General features: G+C 61.9%; 21 protein-coding genes. 10 read left to right on the forward strand and 11 right to left on the reverse strand.

What is annotated here, in order from left to right:
* Positions 1-5 precede the first annotated feature (5 nt).
* The gene (gene phnR / locus ACW5XD_RS08425; protein ID WP_456494490.1) at positions 6-713 is read right to left on the reverse strand and encodes a phosphonate utilization transcriptional regulator PhnR; all 708 of its coding nucleotides are present in this window, start codon (positions 711-713) and stop codon (positions 6-8) included.
* Positions 714-903: 190 nt separating this feature from the next.
* Between phnR and phnW the strand changes: the two genes are divergently transcribed.
* Genes phnW through phnX form a run of 3 tightly spaced genes read left to right on the forward strand, consistent with a single transcriptional unit; the run spans position 904 to position 4,272 of the window.
* Positions 904-2,046 (forward strand): 2-aminoethylphosphonate--pyruvate transaminase, encoded by a 1,143-nt coding sequence (gene phnW / locus ACW5XD_RS08430; RefSeq protein WP_456494491.1) that lies wholly within the window; start codon positions 904-906, stop codon positions 2,044-2,046.
* The gene (locus ACW5XD_RS08435) at positions 2,043-3,440 is read left to right on the forward strand and encodes an aspartate aminotransferase family protein (protein ID WP_456494492.1); all 1,398 of its coding nucleotides are present in this window, start codon (positions 2,043-2,045) and stop codon (positions 3,438-3,440) included. The genes phnW and ACW5XD_RS08435 overlap by 4 nt, the downstream gene beginning before the upstream one ends.
* Positions 3,433-4,272, forward strand: a complete 840-nt coding sequence (phnX, locus tag ACW5XD_RS08440; RefSeq protein ID WP_456494493.1) for a phosphonoacetaldehyde hydrolase — start codon at positions 3,433-3,435, stop codon at positions 4,270-4,272. Before ACW5XD_RS08435 ends, phnX begins: the two co-directional genes overlap by 8 nt.
* A gap of 137 nt (positions 4,273-4,409) precedes the next feature.
* Here the strand turns inward: phnX and pflB are convergent, their stop codons facing one another.
* From pflB to sugE, 4 genes are all read right to left on the reverse strand, one after another.
* The gene (gene pflB, locus ACW5XD_RS08445) at positions 4,410-6,692 is read right to left on the reverse strand and encodes a formate C-acetyltransferase (protein WP_456494494.1); all 2,283 of its coding nucleotides are present in this window, start codon (positions 6,690-6,692) and stop codon (positions 4,410-4,412) included.
* A 45-nt stretch (positions 6,693-6,737) separates the two neighbouring features.
* Positions 6,738-7,586: a formate transporter FocA gene (focA, locus tag ACW5XD_RS08450; RefSeq protein ID WP_456494495.1), complete on the reverse strand. Its 849-nt coding sequence runs from the start codon at positions 7,584-7,586 to the stop codon at positions 6,738-6,740.
* A 380-nt stretch (positions 7,587-7,966) separates the two neighbouring features.
* Positions 7,967-9,727 carry a 30S ribosomal protein S12 methylthiotransferase accessory factor YcaO gene (ycaO, locus tag ACW5XD_RS08455; protein ID WP_456494496.1) on the reverse strand — a complete coding sequence of 587 codons (1,761 nt, stop codon included), beginning with the start codon at positions 9,725-9,727 and terminating at the stop codon, positions 7,967-7,969.
* 129 nt (positions 9,728-9,856) lie between these two features.
* A complete protein-coding gene (sugE, locus tag ACW5XD_RS08460) occupies positions 9,857-10,171 on the reverse strand; it encodes a quaternary ammonium compound efflux SMR transporter SugE (RefSeq protein ID WP_456494497.1) in 315 nt (104 codons plus the stop codon).
* Positions 10,172-10,508: 337 nt separating this feature from the next.
* Between sugE and asd the strand changes: the two genes are divergently transcribed.
* Positions 10,509-11,624 carry an aspartate-semialdehyde dehydrogenase gene (gene asd / locus ACW5XD_RS08465; RefSeq protein WP_456494498.1) on the forward strand — a complete coding sequence of 372 codons (1,116 nt, stop codon included), beginning with the start codon at positions 10,509-10,511 and terminating at the stop codon, positions 11,622-11,624.
* Positions 11,625-11,810: 186 nt separating this feature from the next.
* Positions 11,811-11,948: a hypothetical protein gene (locus ACW5XD_RS08470; protein ID WP_456494499.1), complete on the forward strand. Its 138-nt coding sequence runs from the start codon at positions 11,811-11,813 to the stop codon at positions 11,946-11,948.
* A gap of 123 nt (positions 11,949-12,071) precedes the next feature.
* Here ACW5XD_RS08470 and ACW5XD_RS08475 read toward each other — a convergent pair whose 3' ends face one another.
* The 3 genes from ACW5XD_RS08475 to ACW5XD_RS08485 form a co-directional block, all read right to left on the reverse strand.
* Positions 12,072-13,235: a trans-sulfuration enzyme family protein gene (locus ACW5XD_RS08475; protein WP_456494500.1), complete on the reverse strand. Its 1,164-nt coding sequence runs from the start codon at positions 13,233-13,235 to the stop codon at positions 12,072-12,074.
* Between the two features lie 91 nt (positions 13,236-13,326).
* Entirely contained in the window at positions 13,327-14,397 is a 1,071-nt protein-coding gene (locus ACW5XD_RS08480) for an isopenicillin N synthase family dioxygenase (RefSeq protein WP_456494501.1), read from the reverse strand.
* A gap of 438 nt (positions 14,398-14,835) precedes the next feature.
* Positions 14,836-15,474 (reverse strand): NAD(P)-dependent oxidoreductase, encoded by a 639-nt coding sequence (locus tag ACW5XD_RS08485; RefSeq protein WP_456494502.1) that lies wholly within the window; start codon positions 15,472-15,474, stop codon positions 14,836-14,838.
* Positions 15,475-15,575: 101 nt separating this feature from the next.
* On the opposite strand from ACW5XD_RS08485, the gene ACW5XD_RS08490 reads away from it, so the two are divergent.
* Positions 15,576-16,481: a LysR family transcriptional regulator gene (locus ACW5XD_RS08490; RefSeq protein ID WP_456494503.1), complete on the forward strand. Its 906-nt coding sequence runs from the start codon at positions 15,576-15,578 to the stop codon at positions 16,479-16,481.
* A gap of 86 nt (positions 16,482-16,567) precedes the next feature.
* Here ACW5XD_RS08490 and ACW5XD_RS08495 read toward each other — a convergent pair whose 3' ends face one another.
* The gene (locus ACW5XD_RS08495) at positions 16,568-17,308 is read right to left on the reverse strand and encodes an SDR family oxidoreductase (RefSeq protein ID WP_456494504.1); all 741 of its coding nucleotides are present in this window, start codon (positions 17,306-17,308) and stop codon (positions 16,568-16,570) included.
* A 290-nt stretch (positions 17,309-17,598) separates the two neighbouring features.
* On the opposite strand from ACW5XD_RS08495, the gene ACW5XD_RS08500 reads away from it, so the two are divergent.
* The 3 genes from ACW5XD_RS08500 to ACW5XD_RS08510 all read left to right on the forward strand — a co-directional run bounded on the left by ACW5XD_RS08500 (position 17,599) and on the right by ACW5XD_RS08510 (position 21,804).
* Positions 17,599-18,510, forward strand: coding sequence for a helix-turn-helix domain-containing protein (locus ACW5XD_RS08500; RefSeq protein WP_456494505.1), 912 nt, complete (start codon positions 17,599-17,601; stop codon positions 18,508-18,510).
* A gap of 289 nt (positions 18,511-18,799) precedes the next feature.
* Positions 18,800-20,944, forward strand: a complete 2,145-nt coding sequence (locus ACW5XD_RS08505; RefSeq protein ID WP_456494506.1) for a TonB-dependent siderophore receptor — start codon at positions 18,800-18,802, stop codon at positions 20,942-20,944.
* A 95-nt stretch (positions 20,945-21,039) separates the two neighbouring features.
* Positions 21,040-21,804, forward strand: coding sequence for a siderophore ferric iron reductase (locus ACW5XD_RS08510; RefSeq protein ID WP_456494507.1), 765 nt, complete (start codon positions 21,040-21,042; stop codon positions 21,802-21,804).
* A gap of 56 nt (positions 21,805-21,860) precedes the next feature.
* On the opposite strand, the gene ACW5XD_RS08515 is transcribed toward ACW5XD_RS08510, so the two are convergent.
* Entirely contained in the window at positions 21,861-22,781 is a 921-nt protein-coding gene (locus ACW5XD_RS08515; protein ID WP_456494508.1) for a LysR substrate-binding domain-containing protein, read from the reverse strand.
* A gap of 161 nt (positions 22,782-22,942) precedes the next feature.
* On the opposite strand from ACW5XD_RS08515, the gene metE reads away from it, so the two are divergent.
* Positions 22,943-25,207 carry a 5-methyltetrahydropteroyltriglutamate--homocysteine S-methyltransferase gene (gene metE / locus ACW5XD_RS08520; RefSeq protein ID WP_456494509.1) on the forward strand — a complete coding sequence of 755 codons (2,265 nt, stop codon included), beginning with the start codon at positions 22,943-22,945 and terminating at the stop codon, positions 25,205-25,207.
* Positions 25,208-25,299: 92 nt separating this feature from the next.
* On the opposite strand, the gene ACW5XD_RS08525 is transcribed toward metE, so the two are convergent.
* Positions 25,300-26,466, reverse strand: a complete 1,167-nt coding sequence (locus ACW5XD_RS08525; protein ID WP_456494510.1) for a glycosyltransferase family 9 protein — start codon at positions 26,464-26,466, stop codon at positions 25,300-25,302.
* Positions 26,467-26,571 lie beyond the last annotated feature (105 nt).

The raw sequence follows: 26,571 nt of genomic DNA on the forward strand, positions 1-26,571 counted from the left end.
CGGCATCAATCCTGAGTATCCACCTCGATCTCCACGCTGTCATGGCGCCAGTACTCCAGATCGAAATCGAGCACCCTGCCGTGTTGATCGAAGTTGAGCCGCTCCAGTCTCAGAGCGGGCAAACCGGCGGTGGCCCCCAGCGCTTTGGCCACCTCGTCGGGCAGGGCTGTGGGGAAAAAGCTCACCTGCATGCGGGCATAATGGAGATCGTAATGGCGCTGGTAGATCTCGGTGAGGCTGCCATTGAGATCCAGTGCCAGCAGGCCGGGTACCCGGGCAGGCAGGCAGTGGTTTTCGCAGTAGCAGATGGCGCGCCCATTGGCATAACGCAGCCGCTTGAGCAGAAAGAGGCTGTCGAACGGCTTGAGCTGCAGCCGCGCCATCAGGGCTGGCGGCACCGCCTGACGGCCCTTTTCCAGCAGCTCGGTACGCGGTTCGCCGCCCTGTTCCTGCACTATCTGGTGGAAGTTGGAGGTACGTCTGGGGTTCAGGCGAAAGCGAGGTGGAGTGATGAACCAACCCCGGCGATCCTCCCGATAGATGAGGCCGTTCGCCTCCAGCTGCACCAGCGCCTCGCGGATGGTGACCCGGGTGGTGCCGTAGAGTTCCCCCAGCAGCCGCTCGGAGGGGAGCTTGTCATTAGCCATCAGACCGCCGGCCAGGATCTGGTTGGCGAGGGCATCCTTGATCTGCAGGTATTGGGGTTTGCTCATGGTGATCCTTGGCTGATATTGAAATAGCTTGGTAGAGACCAGAGTCGTCTCATCGCTCAGGCCCACTAGATTATCGCGATCATGGCGGTGAACATGAATTTTTTGTTGCACGTAACCCCACCCCTTTGACCTCGGCGGGGGAGTTACCCACAATGTGCTCATTCTGGTATATACCAAATGGAGCAACATCATGACCCACATTCCTGCGGCCCCTGCCGCCGTCGATTACCTGCTGCTAACCCCGGGCCCTCTCTCGACCACGGCCAGCGTGCGTGCCGCCATGCTGCAAGACAGCTGCACCTGGGATGCGGACTACAACCTCGGAGTGGTGGAACCCATTCGCCGCGAGCTGGTGCGCCTCGCCACCAGCCCGGAATATGAAAGTGACTACAGCGCCGTATTGCTGCAAGGGAGCGGCAGCTATGTGGTGGAGAGCGTGCTGGGCTCGGCGATAGGTAGCGATGAGTGCCTGCTCATCATCAACAACGGGGCCTATGGCGCCCGCATGGGGGAGATGGCCCGCTGTCTCGGCCTGCGTCACCATGAGCTCGACTGCGGCGAGACGGCCCGCCCCGAGCCTGCTGCCATCGATGATATGTTGGCGCACCACCCCGAGATCACTCATCTCGCCATGGTGCACTGCGAAACCACCACCGGCATGCTCAATCCACTGGAGGAGGTGGCGGCGCTCTGCCAGCGCCGCGGCATTCGCCTGATCGTCGATGCCATGAGCAGTTTTGGCGGCATCCCCATCGACATGGGGCGCCTTGGCATCGAGTTTCTCATCAGCTCCGCCAACAAGTGCATCCAGGGGGTGCCGGGTTTTGGTTTCGTCATCGCCCGCCGTGCCGCGCTGATGGCCTGCGCCGGTCGGGCGCGCTCCGTCTCGCTCGATCTGCATGCCCAGTGGCAGACCATGGAGCAGCAGGGGGGCAAGTGGCGCTTTACCTCGCCCACCCATACCGTACTCGCCTTCGCCCAGGCCTTGCGCGAGCTGGAGGAGGAGGGGGGCATCGCCGCCCGCCATCAGCGTTACAGCGAGAATCAGCGCACGCTGGTCGACGGCATGGCTGAACTGGGGTTCAAGCCCTTGCTGTCCGCTGCCTGGCAATCGCCCATTATCACTGCTTTTTACTCGCCAGATCACCCCGATTACCGCTTCGTTGACTTCTATCAACGGCTCAAGGCGCAGGGCTTTGTCATCTATCCGGGCAAGGTCTCCCGGGCCGACTGCTTTCGTATCGGCAATATCGGCGACGTGACCCCGGCGCGGGTGCGCGCGCTGCTGGCGGCCATGGCCAACGCCTGCTACTGGCAAGGAGAAGCACAATGATAACGCGTGACGATCTGCACGGCAGTGGCCGTGCCGACAGCGAAGGGGATATCAACCTTGGCGAGGGACGTCAGCGCTGGTGGGCGGCTCAATGCGAGCCGGTACGCGAAGGGCTGGCGGAGGATAGTCGCTATTTTTTGCATCAAGCCCTCTCCAGTCCCTGTCTGGATTTGTTGGCCGGGGCGCAGGGGAGCCGGTTGATCAGCACTTCTGGCAAGCAGTACCTCGATTTTCATGGTAACAGCATCCATCAGCTCGGTCATGGTCACCCCAAGGTGGTGGCCCGGGTGCAGCAGCAGCTCATCGATCTGCCCTTTGCACCCCGCCGTTACACCCATCAGGTGGCCATCGACTGTGCCCGTACCTTGGCTGAGCTGGCACCGGGGGATCTCAACCGGGTGTTGTTTGCCCCCGGTGGCAGCGAGGTAGTGGGGATCGCCCTCAAGCTAGCCCGCTTCATCACCGGCAACAGCAAGGTGGTATCGCTGTGGGATGCCTTTCACGGCGCCTCGCTCGATGCCATTTCGGTGGGGGGCGAGGCCTGCTTTCGCGCCGGCATGGGGCCCTTGATGGCAGGGGTGGAGCGCATACCTCCCCCCACCCGCTACCGTGGTATCTGGTATCGCGGCGAGGGGGAGGATCAGCACTATGCCGATTACCTTGAGTACGTCATCGAGAAGGAAGGGGGGATTGGTGCCTTTATCGCCGAGCCCATCCGCAACACCGATGTGCAGGTGCCATCAAAAGCTTACTGGCGACGGGTACGGGAGATCTGCGATCGCCACAATGTGCTGTTGATTGTCGACGAGATCCCCAATGCCCTGGGCCGCACCGGCCACTGGTTCAGTTTCGAGGAGTTCGGCATTGAGCCCGACATCATTTGTCTTGGCAAGGGGCTGGGGGGCGGGGTGGTGCCATTTGCCGCACTTATTACCCGGGATCGTTTCAATCAGGCAGCGGCCATTTCACTCGGTCACTATACCCACGAGAAGAGCCCGATCGGCTGCGCGGCAGCGCTCGCCACCATTGAGACGATCCGTGAAGAGGGGCTGCTGACCAAGGTGCAGGAAGACGGCTGCTTTATGGCCGCCGAGCTGGCAAAACTGGCCAAACGCAACCCGCTGATCGGTCAGGTGCGCGGTATCGGACTCCTGTGGGCGCTGGATCTGGTGGTCGATCACCAGAGTCGAACGCGTGACAGCCTGGCTGCCGAGCGGCTGCTCTACCGCTGTCTTGAGCTCGGCCTCAGTTTCAAGGTATCGCAGGGCAATGTCATTCAGCTCTCGCCGCCACTCAACATCGCCCGTGCCGATCTGGTGCGTGCCATCAATATTCTCGATCAGGCCCTTGGTGAGATCGATGTTTCACAGCAACAGGAAAGCAACCATGACTGACATGCAGACAGTTTCTCATCCGGCTACCGACGTCGAAGCGTTGATCCTCGACTGGGCCGGCACAGTGGTCGACTTTGGCTCCTTTGCCCCCACCTCCATCTTCGTCGAGGCCTTTGCTCGTGCCTATGACTTCACGGTCACTCTGGAGGAGGCACGCCAGCCCATGGGGTTGGGCAAGTGGGACCATATTGCCGCGCTGGGCCGTTTGCCTGCAGTGGACGCCCGCTGGCAGGCTCGCTTTGGTCACCCCATGAGCCATGCCGAGGTGGACCATCTTTATCACACCTTCATGCCGCTGCAGATTGCTGCTGTGGCTCGTTTTGCCGCCCCCATCCCGGGCGTGTTGCCGGTGCTGGACGATCTTCGCGCCCGGGGGCTGCGGATCGGCTCCTGCTCCGGCTACCCCCGTCCGGTGATGGAGGCACTGGTGCCGGCCGCGGCCGCTCACGGTTATCGGCCGGATCATTGGGTCGCCACCGACGATCTCAAGGCGGGCGGGCGCCCCGGCCCCTGGATGGCGCTGGCCAACGTGATTGCGCTCGGGGTAAGCGGGGTGCATCGCTGCATCAAAGTCGATGATGCCGTACCCGGGATCAGCGAAGGTCTGAACGCCGGCATGTGGACGGTGGGGCTGTCGGTTTCCGGCAACGAGTTTGGCGCCACCCGGGAAGAGTTTGACGCCATGAGCGAGGCCGCGATCGCCGCCCGGCGCGCGCCGGCCGAGGCCAAGCTGCGGGCCGCGGGGGCCCATTACGTGATCGATACCCTGGCGGATATCACTCCCGTTATCGCCGATATCAACCGCCGGCTGGCAGAAGGAGAGCGGCCCTGATCAAGGGCCGTGAGGGAAGGGGGGGCTTGGGTTGCCATTAGCCTTTCAAGCCGCGGGCCCCTGCAGAGCAGACATAAAAAAACCGGCGCCTTGGCGCCGGTTTTTGGTCACTGCGACTCTTGCTTAGCAATAAGCGATTACAGAGAAGCGGTGAAGGTACGGGTGATGACGTCTTGCTGTTGCTCTTTGGTCAAAGAGTTGAAGCGAACGGCATAACCGGATACACGGATGGTCAACTGCGGATATTTCTCCGGGTTTTCCATGGCATCTAGCAGCATTTCACGGTTCATCACGTTCACGTTCAAGTGCTGACCGCCTTCCAGGTTGGTCTCGTGATGGAAGTAACCGTCCATCAGACCCGCCAGGTTGGATTTCTGCGCTTCCATGTCTTTGCCCAGGGCGTTCGGCACGATGGAGAAGGTATAGGAGATACCATCTTTGGCGTAAGCGAACGGCAGCTTGGCGACGGAAGTCAGGGATGCAACGGCACCCTTCTGGTCACGACCGTGCATCGGGTTGGCACCCGGGCCGAACGGCGCACCGGAACGACGGCCATCCGGGGTGTTACCAGTTTTCTTGCCATACACCACGTTGGAAGTGATGGTCAGTACGGACTGGGTAGCCACGGCGCCACGGTAGGTGTTCAGCTTCTGAATTTTCTTCATGAAGCGTTCTACCAGGTCACAGGCGATGTCATCGACGCGAGCGTCGTTGTTGCCGAACTGCGGGTATTCACCGTCGATTTCGAAGTCGATGGCAACGCCATCTTCGTCACGAACCGGCTTGACCTTGGCGTACTTGATGGCAGACAGGGAGTCAGCCGCAACGGACAGACCGGCGATGCCGCAAGCCATGGTGCGATACACGTCACGGTCGTGCAGCGCCATCAGGGAGGCTTCGTAGCTGTACTTGTCGTGCATGTAGTGGATGATGTTCAGGGCAGCCACGTACTGCTTGGCCAGCCAGTCCATGAAGTGATCCAGACGATCCATCACGTCGTTGTAGTCGAGGTACTCGCCCTTGACCATTTCGGTCTTCGGACCGATCTGGATCTTGAGCTTCTCGTCCATACCGCCGTTGATTGCATACAGCATGGTCTTGGCCAGGTTGGCACGAGCACCGAAGAACTGCATCTGTTTGCCGACGATCATCGGGGACACACAGCAAGCGATGGCATAGTCATCGTTGTTGAAGTCCGGACGCATCAGGTCATCGTTCTCGTACTGAACGGAAGAGGTCTCGATGGATACCTTGGCGCAGTACTTCTTGAAACCGACCGGCAGCTTCTCGGACCACAGGATGGTCAGGTTCGGCTCAGGGGACGGGCCCATGGTGTACAGGGTGTTCAGCATACGGAAGCTGTTCTTGGTGACCAGGGTACGGCCATCAACGCCCATACCAGCCAGAGTCTCGGTTGCCCACATCGGGTCGCCGGAGAACAGTGAATCGTATTCAGGGGTACGCAGGAAGCGAACCATGCGCAGCTTCATGACCATGTGGTCCATCAGCTCCTGGGCTTCTTGCTCGGTCAGCAGGCCTTTCTTCAGGTCACGTTCGATGTACACGTCCAGGAAGCTGGAGGTACGACCGAAGGACATGGCAGCACCGTTCTGGGACTTGACTGCCGCCAGGTAGGCGAAGTAGGTCCACTGGACGGCTTCTTTGGCAGTCTTGGCCGGAACAGAGATATCGCAACCGTACTTGGCGGCCATGACTTTCATTTGTGCCAGGGCACGGTGCTGCTCGGAGATCTCTTCGCGCAGACGGATGGTGGCTTCCAGGTTGACACCGTTTTCCAGGTCGGCCTGCAGGGACTTGAACTGGGCCAGTTTGTCGGCCATCAGGAAGTCGATACCGTACAGGGCAACACGGCGGTAGTCACCGATGATACGGCCACGGCCGTAGGCATCCGGCAGACCGGTGATGACGCCAGACTTGCGGCAGTTCAGGATGTCTTTGGTGTAAACGTCAAACACGCCCTGGTTGTGGGTCTTGCGGTACTCGGTGAAGATCTTCTCGACCATCGGGTCCAGCTGACGACCGTACACTTCGCAAGAGGTCTTGACCATCTTGATACCGCCGTTGGCGATGATGGCACGCTTGAGCGGCTTGTCGGTCTGCAGACCTACAATTTGCTCCAGACCCTGATCGATATAGCCAGCATCGTGAGCGGTAATGGTGGAGGGCAGGTCGGTATCAAAATCGACCGGCGCATGGGTGCGGTTCTCGATTTTGATGCCTTCCATGACCTTGTCCCACAGCTTGGTGGTAGCTTCGGTCGCGCCAGCCAGGAAGGACTCGTCACCTTCATACGGGGTGTAGTTCTTCTGGATGAAGTCACGGGTGTTGACAGAGGTCTGCCATTCACCGGCTGCGAAGCCTTCCCATGCTTTTTGGAACTGTTCGTTAAGTTCTGCCATTTTCATTACCTCACACGGTATTGATGTAGTATCCCGCAATCATCCTTAATGATGACGACGGAAGATAAACCAGTAAGTCAGACCAACCATGACGCCACCACCAATGATATTACCAATGGTGACGGGAATGAGGTTGTGTAGGACGAAGTTGGATACGGTCAAGTCGGCGAAGGTCGCCGGATCCTGGCCGATGGCCTGCCAAAATTCCGGGCCTGCTACCGCATGGATAGCGATACCGACCGGGATCATAAACATGTTTGCGATGCTGTGCTCGAAACCGGAGGCCACGAACATGGCGACGGGGAGCAGCATGACCATCACCTTGTCGGTCGCACTGCGGGCGCCGAAGGCCATCCACACGGCGAGACACACCATGAGGTTACACAGGATACCGAGGGCGAGGGCCTCGAAGAAGGTGTGGTGGATCTTGTGCTGGGCCACTTTCAGGGCATTGAGGCCCCACTGACCATCTGCCGCCATGTATTCGGCCGACATGATGATGAGCGCGACTATGATGAGACCGCCGATGAGGTTGCCGAAGTAGACCAGACCCCAGTTCTTGAGCAGTTGACCCCAGGTGATGCGATTCGCTGCCTTGGCGACCAGCGTCAGGGTGGTGGAGGTGAACAGCTCGGCACCGAGCAGCACACACAGAATAAGGCCGAGGGAGAAACAGAGACCGCCGACCAGCTTGCTGAGGCCCCAGGCCACATTGCCGGCACCCGTGGTGACCGTGATGTAAAAGACAAAAGCGATGGCGATGAAAGCGCCTGCGGTGATGGCCAGTGGGATGACCTTGTATGCCGGCTTGGTCGCCTTGGCATAGGTTATATCTTCTGCCAGTGCAGCGATGGCTTCTGGCTTGAGACAATCAAAGGGAGATTCTGCTTTCAATTCTCATGTACCTGCTGTTTTGCCTGTGGAAATCATAACAAAGGGCCAGATCGTCAAAATTGACTCCGATCAAGAATTGCAGATTGTGAATGTAATTTTACTACAAAAATTTGAGTCCCCTGGAAGCCTCCCTTTACACCAGGTTTCAGCTGAAACAGAAATTATGATTTTTTAATTTGATGATTTTAAAGAATTTATTTGTCAAGCGAGAAAAAAGGTACTGGCAAGACATCTTTGCATCTCCCCCACATCATGGACTCGGCGTTGGCAACCCCCTAAGAGGTATTTTTTGTTTTTTATTTCATCTTTGAATAACAAATCCCCAGCCGGGGAACCATAAAACAGAAGGGGCCATCAAGGCCCCTCCAAATACTACCACATCAGGCCCAATGATGGGCTCGCTTGGCTTTTTGCAACTTCTCGTAGGCCGCCAGCAGCTTCTGGTGCTGCGGGAACTGAGCGAGCGACAGATCGGCCGCCGTCAAGCCGTGGAAACGCGCGTCACCGCTGGCGTTGGCCCAGGCATCGGCCAGGGTCTGTTCGCCATACATGCGGGTAAAGACGGCGCGGTACTGCTCCGGATCCCGCTCCTCATCCAGGAACAGCTCGACGCAGGCGCGCAGGGCACGGTAGTAGTTGGCGCGATCCGCCGGGAACACCGACTGGTTGAACTCCATGGTCCAGTCGATGAGATCCAGTGCCGTCTCCAGCTCACCGGCGGCCAGCGCCAGCATGGCTTTCAGCTCGCCCACCCGCAGGGTATGCAGGGCTGTGCCCTTGGCGGCGGCAATGCCGAGCAGCTCGCGCACCCGGGTGCGCTCGTCGTGCCCCTCTTCGTCCAGCTGGTCGAACAGCGCCATGTATTGTTCGGCATCCCACGCCAGCGACGGCAGCGCCAGGATCACTTCCCGCAGGTTGGCCCCCATGTTGTTGTTGGCCAGCAGCAGATCTTCGGCCGGATAGATGTCGGACATGCCTGGCACCAGGATACGGCAGGCATAGACACCCAGATGCTCGTAGTCGGCGATGTAGACCGGTTGCTCCAGCTCGTGGAAGATGCCGATCAGGTGGTCGAACTCCTCCTGCGAAGTACCGCGAAAATCCCAGTCGGCGAATTCAAAATCCGCATCCTGTTTGAACAGATCCCAGCTGATGAGGCCGGAAGAGTCGATGAAGTGGGTCTCGAGGTTGTGGTGATCCGCTACCTGCTCGTTGTCGAATGAGGGCGGCACGAACACGTCCAGGTCTTTGAGGCCACGGCCCTGCAGCAGCTCGGTGACGGTGCGCTCGAAGGCCACTTCGAAGCGCGGGTGGGCACCGAAGGAGGCAAAGCAGGTGCCGTTGCCCGGGTTGAGCAGCACCACGCAGATGACCGGATATCGGCCACCGAGGGAGGCATCGAAGCTGTAGATGGGGAAGCCTTCGGCTTCCAGCGCATCGATGGAGGCCTTGATGCCGGGATAACGGGCAATCACCTCATTCGGGATCAGCGGCAGGCTCAGGGCCTCGGCGATGATCTTGTTCTTCACGTGGCGCTCGAACACCTCGGACAGCGCCTGGGTGCGCGCCTCGGTGCGGGTGTTGCCGGCGCTCATGCCGTTGGAGACATAGAGGTTGCCGATGATGTTCATCGGGATGTAGACGGTCTGGTGATCGGACTGGCGCTCGAACGGCAGCGCGACGATGCCGCGCTCCTCGTTGTTCGACTGCAGATCCACCAGCATGTCGGCGGTCACTTCGCCGTCCGGGTTGTAGAACTTGCGGGTGAAGCTGTCGAGCAGGCCGGCAGGGAACTGATCGCCCTCGATGGGGAACCACTTCTCGTTGGGATAGTGCACGAAGTCGCCGTTGGCGACCTGCTCGCCCAGATAGAAGTCGGCGAAGAAGTAGTTGGTGGAGAGACGCTCGAAATATTCGCCAAGGGCCGAGGCCAGTGCCGCCTTCTTGCTGGCACCCTTGCCGTTGGTGAAGCAGAGGGCGCACTCCTTGTCCCGGATGTGCACGGACCAGACGTTGGGCACGGGATTGAGCCAGGAGGCCTCTTCTATATCAAACCCCAGGGCTTGCAGCTTGGTCTGGAAGCGGTCGATGGAGTCTTCCAGTGCCGCGTCCTTGCCGGGAATAAAAGTGTGGTCGGTCATCACAATATCCTGATTTTTATTGGCTCATGTTTGGCCGCAGATAATAGCAGGGGTCGGCGCGTTTGGCAGGCAAAAAACGGGGCAAGGGCCCCGTTTAGCTATCCACAGATCCGGGATCTGCTGTCGGTATCAGCCGATAAACTTCAGACCTAGGATACCGCCGATGATCAGCAGCAGGCACAGCATGCGGGCCAGGGTGGCGGGCTCGTTGAACAGCCAGATCCCCATCAGCACGGTGCCGACCGCGCCTATGCCGGTCCAGACCGCATAGGCGGTGCCGAGCGGCAACTGTTTGACCGCCATGGCGAGCAGGAGCACGCTCACGCCCATGGCACTCAGGGTCAGCAGGGTAGGGAGGGGGCGGCTGAAACCGTCGGTGTATTTGAGGCCAATGGCCCAGGCGACCTCGAACAGGCCGGCCAGCAACAGGAGTAACCAGGACATAAGGATATTCCGCAGAAAGCAGGGTCGTCCCTGCACATCATGAGGCCCCGGGGTCGTCCCCAGGGGGCAGTGGCTGCCAGTCGGTTTCAATCATGCCCCAAGCTGACGCTGGGTGCCAAGAGATCGCATCAGCCGGGAGCTGGCTGGCGGATATTGCAGCGAACGGCACAGAATATTGCGCAATTCGACTTGCGCCCGTCGTCACAATCCGTAATGTGGATAGACGCATTTTTCGCAACCCATATTTTGTGAATCGCTTGTGAACGGCCCGCGCCGGACAAGGGGTTACGGGTTTCAATACACAATTTTCTATAGCAGCTATCCAGGGTAGGACATTATGAAAAAAGTAGGTTTGGTCGGTTGGCGTGGCATGGTGGGTTCGGTACTGATGAGCCGGATGCAGGAAGAGAAGGATTTTGCCCGCATTCAACCCACCTTCTTCACCACCTCCCAGGCCGGTGAGGCCGCCCCCAACGTCGGCGTCGATGCCGGTACCCTGCAGGACGCCTTCGATATCGAAGCGCTGGCCAAGCAGGATATCATCATCACGGCGCAGGGCGGCGACTACACCAAGGATGTCTATCCACGCCTGAAAGCCGCCGGCTGGCAGGGTTACTGGATTGACGCCGCCTCTTCCCTGCGGATGGAGAAAGACGCCGTCATCATTCTGGATCCGGTCAACGGCGACGTCATAGCACAGGCGCTGGACAAGGGGCTCAAGACCTTCGTTGGCGGCAACTGCACCGTCAGCCTGATGTTGCTGGCCCTCGGCGGTCTGTTCAAGGCCGATCTGGTGGAGTGGGTGAGCGTGGCCACCTATCAGGCCGCATCGGGCGGCGGCGCGCGCCACATGCGCGAGCTGGTTACCCAGATGGGCCTGCTGCGCGATGAAGTGGCGGTGGAGCTGGCGGATCCCGCCTCTGCCATCCTCGACATAGAGCGCAAGATCACCGAGAAGACCCGCTCAGGCACCCTGCCGGTGGACAACTTCGGCGTGCCGCTGGCCGGTGGTCTCATCCCCTGGATTGACACCAAGCTCGATAACGGTCAGAGCCGCGAAGAGTGGAAGGGCCAGGCCGAGACCAACAAGATCCTGGGCATCGAAAACGCCGCCATTCCGGTGGATGGTCTGTGCGTGCGGATCGGTGCCCTGCGCTGCCACAGCCAGGCCTTCACCATCAAGTTGAAGAAGGACGTGCCGCTTCCCGAAATCGAAGCCCTGCTGGCCGCTCACAACGACTGGGTGAAAGTGATCCCCAACGATCGCGACATCACGGCCCGCGAGCTGACCCCGGCCGCCGTCACCGGCACCCTCAGCATCCCGGTGGGGCGTCTGCGCAAGCTCAACATGGGCCCTGAGTATCTGGCCGCCTTTACCGTGGGTGATCAGCTGTTGTGGGGCGCCGCCGAGCCGTTGCGCCGCATGCTCAACATATTGCTTGATCGCGGTTGATCCCACTTGGGTGAGTGTGAAGCAGGGGGCCGCGGCCCCCTGTTTTTTTGCCTGTTTCAACGCGAAGATCGTGGGTTTTCTGGTGCAATGGTGCATTCACCTTGATTGAATAGGCATCCATCAATGAATGCCGCGTTTACGGCAACAGCCAGGCGTGCCATTTCTTGCTGCAAGTCGCGTGCACCGATGAGTCGTGCCACCCCGCAGCAGAGTTTGCTGGCGATGGATAGCTACCCGCGGCCAGGCACCAGCCTGGCTGGAGTGCATACCTTGCGTGACGTTGTGATCAACTATCAGGTGCTGGTTCCTGAGTTCCCCCCCTAGGCTGGCCGGTGCAGCGGATCTCTTCCGCCCCCTGACAAGCGGCTCTCCACTCCTTGATGCAAACAGCCCGCCCCATTCACATGGGGCGGGCTGTTTTTTGAGCCGTGAAAGGTGGCTAGGGCATCAGGCGACGGCCAGCGCCGCCGCCAGATCGGCGATCAGATCGTCGGCGTCTTCCACCCCGATGCTGAAGCGGATCAGGTCGTCATTGACCCCGGCGGCGAGGCGGCTTGCCTCATCCATGGCGGCGTGGGTGGTACTGGCCGGATGGCAGGCCAGGCTCTCGAGATCGCCCAAACTCACAGCCTGCACGAACAGTTGCAGGTTGTCGAGCAGGGTGGCGCAGCGGGCAAAGCCGCCTTCCAGCTCTATGCTCACCATGCCGCCAAAGCCGCCGGCGAAGGCGCCGAGGGCATCGTGGCCCGGATGGTTGGCAAGCCCCGGGTAGATCACCTTCTTCACCGCCGGATGGGCGGTCAGGAAGTCGGCCACCTTCTGGGCGTTGTGCAGGTGAGCGTCCATGCGCAGGGGCAGGGTCTTGACCCCGCGTTGCAGCAGGTAGGCCTCCTGCGGGCCGATGGGGGAACCGATGTGCTTGAGGGCCACGGTGCGAATCGACTTCATCCGCGCGTGAGAGCCCGCCACCACCCCGGCGATGATGTCGCCGTGGCCGCCCAGATACTTGGTGCCGCTGTGCATGACGATGTCGATGCCAAGCTCGAGCGGGCGCAGCAGATAGGGGGTGAGGAAGGTGTTGTCACACACGGTGATGGCGCCCACCTTGCGGGCCGCTTCCACCACCACCCGAGGATCCACCACCTTGAGGGTGGGGTTGGTCAGGGTTTCGAACAGTACCACCTTGGTGGCGGGGCGGATGTTGGCCAGCAGATCCTGATCGCTCTCGTAGGCGGTGACCTTGATGCCGGCGCGGCTGAAGGTCTGCTTGAGAAACGCATCGGTGCCGCCGTAGAGCGGGCCGATATAGGCCACTTCATCACCGCTGTCGGCCAGGGCATACATGATGGCGCTCACCGCAGCCATGCCGCTCGCCACCACCAGCGCCTCGTCGGCTCCTTCGAGTGCCGCCAGCTTCTGCTCCAGCTCGGCGGTGGTGGGGTTGCCAAAGCGGCTGTAGATGAAGCCGGGGGCCTGACCGGCGAAGCGCTCCTTGCCCGCCTGGGCGTTGAAGTAGCTGAAGGTGCTGCTCTGGTAGAGCGGGGTGGTGAGGGCGCCGGTCTGGGGATCGATCCGCTGGCCGCTGTGCACGCTCATGGTCTTGAATTTCATTGTATTGCTCCGTCATTGCCAGGCTGTGGCCCAACTGCTTGTGTCATCTGAAGGGGCGCCGTGGCGCCCCCGTCTATTAGGTATGGCAGCGTCAGGCGAGTTGTGGCTCGCGCCGATCGCGCTTTGCCGTCTGTTCGCTGCTTGTCTGCGGATTGGCCGACGGCGGGGCGACGCCATAGTGGCGGGCCGCCACATCCGGGTGGGAGCGCAGCCTCCCTTTGAGTACGTTCTCCCCCACCTGATAAAAGAGCGTGTTGGTCGGGTCGCTCTCGGGCCCCTGTGCCTGCGCCGCCAGCGCGGGGGAGAGGCTGAGCAGCGGCACGGTCGCATCCAGTCGCGCCGCCATGAAGAAGGCGCAGGAGAGGCGCGATACCCCGGGCGGCGGGCTCTGCACCCGGTGCAGGGTGGCCTTGAGGTAGCCGTTGGAGGCGAGTTCCAGCAGCTCGCCGATGTTGACTACCAGGGCGCCCGGCAGGGGCGGCGCCGAGATCCAGCCGTCGGCCGTCTCCACCTCGAGTCCGGAGTGATGATCCTGCATCACCAGGGTCAGGTAGCCGGGATCCTTGTGGGCGCCCACCCCCTGACCGCTGCCCCCTTCGGCTTGCCCCGGGTAGTGGATCAGTTTCATGTGCTGATGGGGCGCCCCGCGAATGCTCTCGTCAAACACCCCGGCCGGCTGCTCCAGCACCTCGGCGAAGGCGGCCAGCAGGGTGAGGGTGATGGCGCTCAGCCGCTCCTGCCACGCCAGTAGCTGCGCCTGCATGCCGGGCAGGGCGGCGGGCCACTGGTTGGGGCCGATGAGCCGCTGCCAGGGATGCTGCAGGTTGGCGGCATCGAGGGCGGCCTCTTCATTCATGATGTCGAACTGCTCGCGCAGATCCGGCCGCGCCCGGGTGAGCTCGGCCCCCACCTGGTTGTAGCCGCGAAAGTGGGGGGAGTGCACCATCTGCACCGCCAGCTTCTCCTGCTGTGGCAGGGCGAAGAAGCGGGCCGCCAGCGCCAGGGTCTCTTTCTGCTGCGCCTCGCTCAGGCCATGGCCGATCAGATAGAAAAAGCCCACCTCGCGGGCCGCCCGGCCAAGAGTTGCCAGCATCTGGCAACGGGTCTCGGGAGCGCCGTCGAGCGCGGCGAGATCGATGATCGGCAGTGGTGAATGTTCCATGTGCACCTCCTCATTTTTTGAGCGTCGGGACGTTTCCCGGTCACTCAGTACAAACACGACAGCGCGCCGATCGGTGGTGAGCCACCGGGCCGATCGGTAAAGATGGCGCCATTTGGATTGAGGGTGATGCTACTGTTCGGCGTTATAAGACGGAAACAACAAATTATTCTTAGTTATATACAAAAATCGAAATAGAATTCGACGCCCATTCGACTGGTTGTTTATTGAGCGGTCCACGGGGTCGTGTACCGACAGTCCCATAAGCGCAGCGGGCACCCGGTTATTGCGAAAGCAAGCGGCTGGTGGGCACAAGCACTTACTGGCGGGAGTGGGCCTAGCTATCGGAGACGCGAAGCAAGAAGGGAGGCTGATACCTCCCTTCTTGCTGTGTGCTATGCGCGGGGATCAGGCAGAGGCCTGATCGGTGAGCGTGCTCACTCAGTAGCCCAGGGTAAAGCGCTGGCGCAGGTGAGCCGGTTTTTCCACTTCGTTCAGCACGCCATCGGCCAGATCGCCTACCGTGATCCCGGCAGGCTTGTCGCCGCTGAAGAGCACCTGATCGCCACCGAGGCGATAGCCACCGCGCTTGTCGCCGGGTTCGAGGAACACGGGCGGGGAGACGAAACGCCAGTCGAGGGTGGTTTCACGGCGCAGGGCGGTGAGACCGTCGCGGGCCGCCAGGGCGCCCTGCTTCCACTCGGCCGGGAAGTCTGGGGTATCCACCAGCTGTACGCCGGGGGCGATTTCCAGACTGCCGGCGCCACCGATCACCAGCAACCAGCTGTTGGCGTCTACGGCGGCGGCTACGATGGCGCTGGCCCCCTTGAGGTACTGGTCATAGATGTCCGGGGCGGTCCAGCCCGGGTTGTAGGCGCTGATCACCCGGTCGTGCCCCTTGATCACCTCGGCCAGTGCCTGTGGGTTCTGGGCATCCACGGCGACGGCAGTGACCTGCGGGTGAGCGGCTATCTTGCTTGTGTCGCGCACGATGGCGGTGACGTGATGGCCGCGGCTGACGGCTTCATTGAGGATGGCTGAACCGACAAAACCGCTGGCACCGATCAGGGCAATTTTCATGGGGAACTCTCCTTCACTGTTGGAATGGGGCTATCCTACTCCCTCGAATATGATTTAATAATCACCTGTAAAATGCATTCACTTATAAGCTGAATTTAATAATGGAACAGCTCAGACGTTACGCCATCTTCGCCGCCGTGGTGGAGGCGGGCAGCATGACGGGCGCCGCCAAGGCTCTTGGCATGACCCCCTCCGCCGTCAGTCAGCATATCAGTCAGCTGGAGAGCCTGCTCGGCCTCACCCTGCTGCACCGTTCCACCCGCCGGCTCAATCTGACCGAGGCGGGGGAGGTGGTGTGGCAGGGGTGCCAGTCGCTGCAACAGACGCTGAACCAGACCGAGCTGCGCCTTTCCGAGGTGCGCGACAGCCTGCTCGGTGAGGTGCGGATCACGGCGCCCGTGGGGATGGCGGGCCAGCCGCTGGCGCGGGCCTTGTCACCCCTGTTGCAGGCCCATCCCGGCCTGTGCATCCAGATCATCGCCGACGACGAGAAGCGGGATCTCATCGCCGAGCGCATCGACGTGGCGCTGCGGGTTGGCGCCCTGTCCGACTCCACCCTGGTGGCGCGCAAGCTGGGTCAGACCCGGATGCTGCTGTGTGCCTCGCCCGCCTATCTGGCGCGCAAGGGCACACCGCGCAGTCCGGCAGATCTGCTGGAACACGACTGGCTGGCGGCGGACATGCTGAGCGGGGGCATGACCTTCTTCGACGACAAGGGGCAGGGTCACAAGGTCAAACCCAAACCCAGGGTGGTGTGCAACAACGTGCTGCCGCTGCGCCAGTTCACTCTGGCGGGGCAGGGAGTCTCGCTGCAACCCGAGGGGGAGATCGCCGAAGATCTGGCCTCGGGTCGCCTGCTGGAATTATTGCCAGGTTTTCGGGTGCCGCCCATGGAGATCCATGCCATCACCCCGCAGCGGGAGATCCCGGAGAAGGTGCGACGGGTGATCACGGCTCTGCGCAGTCACTTCGCCGAATCCTCGGGGGCCGTGCCGGCGCGCCCCTGAGCCGGGTGACAACCATCTCGTCCCGACTGGCCAAACACAGAGGGCAGCCTGCTGTCTGCCCTCTGTCGTTCCCCTTGATCCCGGCGCTATTTCATATAGAGGCCGCCGTTGATGGCCAGGGTTTCCCCCGTGATATAGGCGCCCGCTTCACTGGCGAGAAAGGCCACGGCAGCAGCGATCTCCTCCGGCTTGGCGAGGCGGCGCATGGGAATGTCGGCCTTGATGCTGTCAAGGATATCGCTGCGGATCGCCTCCACCATGGGGGTGGCTGTGTAGCCGGGGGCGATGGCGTTGACCGTGACCCCGAAGCGGGCCCCTTCCGCCGCCAACGCCTTGGTGAAGCCCAGCATGCCCGCCTTGGCCGCCGAGTAGTTGACCTGACCGAACTGCCCCTTCTGGCCGTTGACCGAGGAGATGTTGATGATGCGGGCATCGCGCTGCTCGCACATGGCGTCGAACAGCGGCTGGGTCACGTTGTAGAGGCTGCACAGATTGGTGTGGATCACCTCGAACCACTGCTCCGGCGCCATGCGCTTGAAGGCGCCATCCCGGGTGATGCCGGCGTTGTTGACCAGCACGTCCACCCGGCCTTCGTCCTGCAACAGGCGACCCAGGGTCTCGCGGCACATGGCGGTATCGACCACGTCCAGCGGCAGCAGCCGCACCTGCTCCGGCCGATAACCCTGTTCCCCGTACCAGTCGTGGGCCGCCGCACCGTTGCCGCTGGAGTGGGTGGCTATGATGCGATACTCCTGGGCCAGCAAGGCGGTGGTGATAGCGGATCCTATGCCGCCACGGGCTCCGGTGATCAAGGCAATTTTTTTCATCTTGGCTCTCCCTGAAAAAGATTCGAACGAGGACTTTATTGGCTTTCCAAGCTAATTGATATATTTGTTTTCAAACAATCTGACAGGGAAAGGCGTCACTTTTGTGACAAGCCAGCCAAGCAGGCGTGACGGCCTTGTTGAAGGCACAGGTGACGACATGGCGTTGAGCCGCAAAGGGCGTGTGCTGCCCGCCGGCGGCCGCAGGCCACTTGCCGCCGGGAGGGCGGCCATGTTTAATGTGGCCACTTGGGCGAGTGTGCCCTTCTGCTGGCAGCGATCCCGACCACCCAATGACACCGACCTTCCCCCTTGTATCCCCGGGCTCCGCGCCACAGGCGAGCGCCCATTTCACCCGCACCGAGCGGGTGCTCGACTATATCCACGCCAACCTGGATCAGCCGTTGTCGCTGGAACAGCTGGCCGAGCAGAGCTGCTGGTCGCGCTGGCAGTTGCAGCGGGTCTTCTTGCACGAGACGGGGCAGACGGTGGCCCACTATGTGCGCAAGCTCAAGCTGAGCCTGGCGGCGGAGGCGTTGCTCACAAGTCGCCAGCGGGTGCTGGATCTGGCGCTCTGCTACGGCTTTGGCTCCGAGGTGAGTTTCAGTCGCGCCTTCAAGCAGCAGTTCGGCTGCTCGCCGCTGGCCTATCGCAAACGGGGTCTGCGGCTGGGGTTGCGCACCCCGCTGGTACGGGTCCACACGCCGCTCGCCAGCGCCCCCAGACTGGTGCAGGTACGGGTCGAGAGCCAGCCGGGTTTCATGTTGCAGGGGGTCAAGGGGCTGATCCGCGGGCTCTTTGCCAGCGAGCCCGATTTCCAGCAGACGGTGCCCGCCATCTGGCGTACCTTGCGCAGTGCCGGCGGCCTGGACAAGGCCTGCGATCTGATCGGCGTGGTGGATGTGTCAGGCGCGGGAGAGCCGCTGGCCTACTGGGCGGGCGTGGCGGCAGAGGAGGGGAGCGAACCACCGAGCGGGCTGGCTCGTCTGGCCATCCCGCCCCAGGAGTACGCCGTGCTCAGCCACGTGGGCCCCATCAGCCAGCTGGGGCAGACCCTCAACTGGTTTATCCTGCACTGGCTGCCCGCCTCGGGTTATCGGGGGCTGGATGGTTTCGAGCTGGAGCGTTACACCCCCGACTTCGATGGCCAACAGCCTTATGCCCGCATGGAGTACTGGTTGCCCATAGCGCCCCGCCAGGGCTGAACCCTGTGAGCGGTTTGGCGGCAGGGCGCCCATCTTCCGGTCTGCATAAAGCACTGTGGCGCCTCGCCATTGACCGCCATTTCATTGCAGCCTTCCCTCAGAAAAGATAGCCATTTGAATTCAATGCCTTTTTTCCATCGACATGGCAGGTCGTCGGATGGGGCTTATCGTGCCCCTTTTTTGCCGTTTTTCCTGCCAACATGCCCCAAATTGTTAATTCAAGGGCAAATTGACCCAATAAAATGCAAATGAGATTTGTTACTATTCAATCATTGCATTCGAGGATCAGATGTACGCCACTCACCCCCCTTTGACCCTGGTCGCCGCGACCCTCTCCGCCCTGTTGGCAGGCCCCGTGCTGGCCGCACCCACGTCCAATGCGCAAAACGCAGTGGCCGATGAAACCCTGACGGTACTGGGTCAGACCTATCGCAACACGGCGACCAAGACCCGGCTCGACCCCATGGAGACGCCCCAGGCCATCTCTGTGGTGGACGGCGAGACCCTGGAGCAGCGCGGGGTAAGCTCGGTGAGCGAGGCGCTGCGCTACGTGCTCGGCGTCAATACCGAGCTGCGCGGTGGGGCGGTCAACCGGCTGGATCTGTTCAATATCCGTGGCTTTGACAACTACCAGAACTTCTACGACGGCCTGCTGCTGCAATACAACGACTGGAACCTGCAACCCCAGATAGATCCGGTGGCCATAGAGCAGCTGGAGGTGTTCAAGGGGCCCACGTCCGTGCTCTATGGCAGCATGCCGCCGGGGGGCATGGTCAACCTGATCGCCAAGCGCCCCCAGCGGGAAGCCAGGCACAGCGTCGGCGTGGCGACGGGCACAGGCACCCTCAAGGAGCTGACCCTCGACAGCACGGGTGCCATCAATGATCAGCTTGCCTATCGGCTGGTGGGACTGGCCCGTCAGAAAGACGGCCAGGCGGTGACCTCAGAGGAGGAGCGCTACGTGCTGGCGCCGTCCCTCGACTGGCAGTTGAGTGACCGTACCCTGCTGAACCTCAACCTCTATTACCAGAAAGACCCGCAAGCCGGTATCTACACCACAGTGCCGGCCAGCGGCTCGGTCAAGTCCAATCCTCTGGGCCAGCTTGGCAGCGATACCTTCCTTGGCGATGAAAACTGGAACCACTACAGCCGGGAGGTGACCCTGCTCGGCTACAAGCTGAGCCACGACTTCAACGCCAACTGGCAGCTGCTGCAAAACGCCCGCTACATGGACGCCTCGGCCAACCAGCAGAACACCTACAATGCGGCATTGGCGGCGGACAACCGCACCCTGGCCCGCAACGCCTATCTGACCGATGAAGACTCTCGCAGCTTTGTCATCGACAACCAGCTGGCGGGCAAGGTGATGACCGGCGGCGCCCAGCACAACCTGCTGCTCGGGGTCGATTACCAGTATCTGGATGCCCGTATTCTCTACCGGGACACCCTCGACTATTCCGCTCCTGCCATCGACATCTTCAACCCGAACCACAGCCAGGTAGTGCCGGCGGCCCTCACCTTCAACTATCAGGACAGCAAGACCATCCGCCAGTCCCAGACCGGCGTCTATCTGCAGGATCAGGTGCGTCTGGACAGGCTGGTGGCCATCGGCGGCGCCCGCTATGACAGCTACCGGATGGATACCGACAGCCAGACCCTCTATCAGGGGGCGGCGAGCAACACCCTGGCCCAGATAGATCAGGACAACCTCTCGTTGCGCCTCGGCGCCTTGTACGAGCTGGATTATGGCCTCTCGCCCTATGTGAGCTATGCCGAGAGCTTCGAGCCGGTGGCGGGTTCGGACAAGAATGGCCAGGCGTTCAAATCGGCCACAGGCCATCAATGGGAGGGGGGACTCAAGTTTCTCGCCGAGGACATGAGCAAGACCTTTACCGCTTCGGTCTTCCACATCACCAAGCAAAATGCCCTGGTGACGGATCCGGACAACGTCTACGGGCCCAAGCTGCAGACCGGCGAGATGGTCTCCAGGGGCGTCGAGCTGGAGGGGCGAGTCGATCTCACCAGCCGGCTGGATCTGGCGCTGAGCTATACCCGCCAGGACATGGAGATCACCCGCGACACCACCAGCCTGCAGGGCAAGACCCCGGTCTGGGTGCCCAGGCAGATGGCCTCCCTGTGGAGCAACTACCTGCCGGGTGGCCAGCTGGAGGGGATGCGGGTTGGCGCCGGCCTGCGTTACGTGGGGGAGGCCCAGCTTGATGCCGCCAACACCGATACGGTGCCGGATTATCTGCTGATGGACATGTCCGCCTCCTACGATTTGGCCCAACTCAGCCAGCGCCTGCAAGGGGTGGAGGCCTCGCTGAGCGCCAGCAACCTGTTCAACAAGACCTACTACTCCTGCTACGACCAGAACAACTGCTGGTTCGGGGCAGAGCGCAACGTGGAGGCGCGACTCAAATACGTATTCTGACCCTGCGCCCCGGGCCGCGTCCGGGGCATGTTCATCTTCTAGCCGCCGCAGATGATCGTCCGCGCGCCTTGCCCTGCGGGCTCGGCGCGCTGGCCGTGCACACGGAGAGCCGTGCGCTGGCGGATCATGGCGCCCTGTTTGCGGCAGCCAGCGGGCTTATTCCTTCGCTCAAGGGGCGGTTGGTGGGGGCGGGGGACTCGCCCCCTTTGCTGGCAGCTTCCCCTCATTCAACCCCGGCCGAGGTAGCGGCGGCGCTGCATGATCACTGGCGTCTGGCGCACCCGGAGGCGGGGCCCGCCTACTGGCTGACCCGCAGCTGGGGCATACTCGGCTGGCAGTCCATCTATCTCGCCATGGTGGCCGTCTATCGGGTGGGAGCCGTGCCCGCCCTGGATCGCATGGGGCAGGGCTATCAGGAGGGGCTGGTGTCCGGCTTCAGCCTGCCGGCGGAGCCCATGATCAAGGGGGAGGTGAAGACCCTGATCAAGGCGGCGGGCGAGCGGTTGCAGGCCCACTGGCAGGCGCTGTTCACGCTGCTGGGCGGGGTGCAACGGCTGCGCCCCGGTTTCGTGCGCCCGCTCCTGACTGACGATCTGCTGGCGGCCCTGGTGCGGGTACCCGACTTCTTCACCCATGTTAGCCGTGAGCAGGTGAACGAACACGCACCGCGCTGGCTCGCCGCCTGCGGTCTGCCCGCCGAGCATCTGGCGGGGTGGCGTCCGGCGTCATGGCCGCAAGATGGCGCTTTTCCTGGCTATGTGCGCCAGCGTTGCTGCCTGCACTACAAGCGCCGTGATGGGGACCTTTGCGCCAACTGCCCGAGGCGGCAGGGGGCCGCAAGTTGCGGCGAGGGATCCTGAGGCGCCTGAGATCAGGCGAATCGAGCAGCGTGAACGCCGCCCCGGAGGCGGCTTTTTTACGCCTCTTTCTGCTCACCCATCTTGCTGCGAATGCGCTCGAACAGGCTCTGCAGGCAGGGCTGGTCCTTGTCGGCGGCGCGCACGGCCCCATACATATGGCGGCGGATGCCCTGTCCCAGCGGCCTGGCTTCAAGCAAGCCCTGACGCACAAACTCCTCGCTGGCCCAACGCGGCAGGGCGGCGACTCCGAGCCCGGCGGCGGCCATCTGCAGCATGACGGAGGTGTTGTCCACCAGCTTGCAGCGGGCGGGCTCGACCCCTGCGGGTTGCAAAAAGCGGCTGAACACGTCCATGCGGGCGCGCTCCACCGGGTAGACCAGCAGCACCTCCTGCTTGAGATCGTCCGGGGTGATCCGGGTCCGGTGACAGAGGGGGTGGTCCGGCGCCATCACCAGGGTGAGATCGAAGGCGAACAGCGGCTCGAAGTGCAGATCGCCGCGCGCCTGCACGTCCGAGGTGAGCAGCAGGTCGAGCTGGCCGCCGAGCAGGGCGCTGATGGCATCAAAGCCCGGCACCGACTCCACCTCCAGATCCACCCCGGGCCACTGGCGGCGAAAATCGGGCAAGAGTGGCAGCAACCACTGGATGCAGCTGTGGCAATCCAGCGCCAAGTGCAGCCGGCCCGCGTCGCCGCTGTGCAGGGCCTGCAACTGCCGCTCGGTCAGGGCCAGCGCCGGCAGCACCTGGCGTGCCAGACCCAGCAACTGATGGCCCGCCGCCGTCAGCACCAGTGGGCGGCTCTTGCGCAGGTAGAGCTCCAGGTTGAGGCGGGTCTCCAGCTCTTTGAGCTGATGGGAGAGGGCCGACTGGGTGAGGTTGAGGGTCAGTGCGGCGCCGGCCAGCGAACCCTGCTCGGCCAGCGCGGTCAGGGTTCTCAAGTGCTTGATTTCCAGGCCTGAATTGCTTGGCACTGCCATAACATGGCTCCTTGTTGCATCAATCGCGGATTTCTTGAGAGGCTGTTGAAAAGGATTCAATAGCCAACGCCACCTTATCTTGTCATTTTGGATGTGTAAACATCTGGATGGCCAAATCATCCAGTTTCCCATCAGATGAACGAGCATAAGGAATTGGACCTATGACACGAGCACACACCCTGGGCTTCCCCCGTATCGGCGCCAAGCGCGAGCTGAAATTTGCCCTCGAATCCTACTGGCGTGGCGAGACAATTCAGGCGGAACTCATCGCCACTGGCAAGAGCCTGCGTGAACGTCACTGGCAGGCCCAGCGCACCGCCGGGGTCAACCTGCTGCCGGTGGGGGACTTTGCCTGGTACGACCAAGTGCTCGGCACCAGCCTGCTTGTGGATGCTATCCCCGAGCGTCATCGCCATGGCGACACCGATCTCGATACCCTGTTCCGGGTGGCCCGAGGCCGTGCGCCGACCGGCCCGGCGGCTGCCGCCGCCGAGATGACCAAGTGGTTCAACACCAACTACCACTACCTGGTGCCCGAGTTCAGCCGCGAGCAGCGCTTCAAGCTGGGTTGGAGTCAGCTGTTTGACGAGGTGGAAGAGGCCAAGGCGCTGGGGCTGCCGGTCAAGGCGGTGCTGCTGGGGCCCGTCTCCTATCTGTGGCTCGGCAAGGAGAAAGAGAGCGGATTCTCCCGTCTCGAACTGCTCGATCGCCTGCTCATCGTCTATCAGGAGATCCTGGCCAAGTTGGCCGCGCAAGGGGTGGAGTGGGTGCAGATAGATGAGCCGGCGCTGGCGCTGGACCTGCCGGATGAGTGGCGACTGGCCTATCTGAATGCTTATGAGCGCCTGAGCGGCCCTTGCAAGCTGTTGCTCACCACCTATTTCGGTTCCGTGGCCCATCAGCGCGACATCATCACCAGCCTCAAGGTGGACGGCCTGCACCTGGATCTGGTGGCGGCGCCCGAGCAGCTGGAGACCCTCATTCCTCATCTGCCGGCCCAGTGGGTCATCTCCGCCGGGGTGATCAATGGTCGCAACGTCTGGCGTGCCAACCTGGCCAAGCTGGCACCGACCCTGAAAGCATTGAAAGCCAAGCTCGGCGAGCGGCTCTGGGTGGCCTCCTCCTGCTCCCTGCTGCACAGCCCGGTGGATTTGACGCTGGAATTGGAGCTGGATCCCCAGACCCGCAGCTGGTTCGCTTTCGCCCTGCAAAAGTGCTATGAGCTGGGGCTGCTCTCCGACTATCTCGATGGCGGAGCACTGGACAAGATCACCGCCTACAGCCAGCCCATCGTCGATCGGGAGTCCGATAGCCGGGTACACAAGAAAGCGGTGCAGTCCCGTCTGGCGAGCCTGACCAACAGCGATTTCGACCGCCAGAGCGCCTATCCGGTGCGGGCGCTGGCGCAGCGCAATGATCTCAAACTGCCGCTCTTGCCCACCACCACCATAGGCTCCTTCCCGCAGACCTCGGAAATTCGGGTGCTGCGTCAGGAGTGGCGGGCCGGTCGCATCGACGACAAGGCTTACGAGGTGGGCATCCAGGCCCAGATCAAGGATGCCATCGAGCGCCAGGAAGCCATCGGGCTGGACGTGCTGGTGCACGGCGAGGCCGAGCGCAACGACATGGTGGAGTATTTCGGTGAGCTGCTGGACGGCTTTGCCATCACCCGCTTCGGCTGGGTGCAGAGCTATGGCTCCCGCTGCGTCAAGCCGCCGGTGATCACCCGGGATATCGACCGCCCGACCCCCATGACCCTGGAGTGGACCAAGTTTGCCCAGAGCCTGACCGACAAGCCGGTCAAGGGCATGCTGACCGGGCCCGTGACCATACTCTGCTGGTCCTTCCCCCGCGAAGACGTGAGCCGCGAGCAGTCCGCTCTGCAAATTGGGCTGGCCATTCGCGACGAGGTGGCTGACTTGGAAGCCGCCGGCATCAAGATCATCCAGATCGACGAGCCGGCGATCCGCGAGGGCCTGCCCCTGCGTAAACAGGATCATCAGGCCTATCTCGACTGGGCGGTGCGCGCCTTCCGCCTGAGCGCCAGCCCGGTAGTGGACAGCACCCAGATCCACACCCACATGTGTTACAGCGACTTCAACCTCATCATAGAGGCGGTGGCGGCGCTGGACGCGGACGTGATCACCATAGAGACCAGCCGCAGCCAGATGCAGCTGCTCGAAGCGTTCGAGCGCTTCAACTACCCCAATGAGATCGGCCCTGGGGTCTACGACATCCACTCCCCGAACGTGCCGAGCCAGGGCTGGATTGAGGACCTCATCCGCAAGGCGGCCAAGCAGATCCCGGCCGACAGGCTCTGGGTCAACCCGGATTGCGGTCTCAAGACCCGCGGCTGGGAAGAGACCACAGCCGCCCTCACCGTGATGGTGGAAGCGACCAGAGCCCTGCGGGCAGAACTGGCCTAGTCCGGCAGCCATGCTGGCTAGCAAACAATCAGCAAATAACAACAGAGTACGGGCATAACGAAAAAAGAGGGAAGGCGCACGCCTTCCCTCTTTTATGTTATTCGGGTTGATGCCGTGTCGAGGCAGGTGGCTAAAGTACCGTCAGCAGGTGGGTGGGGGCGGGTGCCAGGTACCAGGTACTGCACATGGGAGGGCGTCGGGTGTAGATCCCGTGGGGCTTGCTCGCGTGCCAGCGCCTCCGTCAGCCAGTGGATATCGAGGGGGATTGCGTTGCGATCACTTATCACCAGATTGAGGTGCTGGGCCCCGAGACAACCGTAGCGCGCGGGGTCGGTCTGGGTGAAGAGTCCGAGGCATGGCACGCCGCTGGCGGCGGCAAGATGCAGCGGCCCTGTGTCGCCGCTGACGAAGAGGGAGAGGCCGCTGGCAAAGCGGGCCACCTCGCTCAGGCTGCTCAGGGACACCTGCACATCCCCCAGTAGAGGGTGGGGGTCGGCGGGGTCCCCCAGCTGGATCAGCAAGGCATTCGGGCTGTGACGACGCAGATCGCCGAGCAATCGTTGCCACTGTGGGAGGGAGAGCCCTTTACCCTTGCGGGCTCCGGTGAAAAAGCCGATGAGTGGGCGACCAGGGTGGGCCTGCTGCAGGACTACCAGATGGGGGCTGGTGCTGTGCAGCAGACTGCCGAGCTCAATCTGATCGGCGGGGTTGCCGTGCATGCCCAGCAGTTGCAGTGGCTGGTGGGCGTAGTGGCAGTCGCTGTTGGAGGTCAGGGGTTGCTCAAACAGGGCATCGCCCTTGGCATCGTCAAAGCCGAGTTTCTCGCGGGCCTTTACCCAGCTGGCGATCAGGTGATCCGTGCTGGAGGCAAACGGTACATAGACCCTGTCATAGTGCTGACGGCGCAGGCGCCACAGCACGGGCAGGGCCGCGATCAGGTGCTTGCCCTGCAATCTGACCTGATGAATCTGTTGCAATTGCAGGTCGGCCAGAAAGGGGGTCAGTTGACCACCGCTGCACACCAACTCTATGTCGGCGTTGGGGTGGATACTGTGTACCTTTTGCAAAAAGGGTAGCAAGAACAGATTGTTGCCAATGCGGTTTGTGCTGCGAATGATGAGGATCCGTCGGGCAGGCTGATTTGTGGCTGGCAGCTTGCCTTGTCTGGCAAGCCAGGCAAGGGCTGCCCGTTCCAGCCCGGCGGTCCAGCAACGGCGCTTGCCGTCGAAGCGGCGCAGGGCATCTCTGATGGTGCTCATAGGTAGTGGCTCCGTGCATGAAGATGAGTTCAAGGTGACACGACGATTCTTAAGCTGACGTTAAGAGAAGAGAAAAATTGGGTTGTCACTCAGTTTTTTGTAAGA

The organism is Aeromonas enterica (assembly GCF_054052465.1).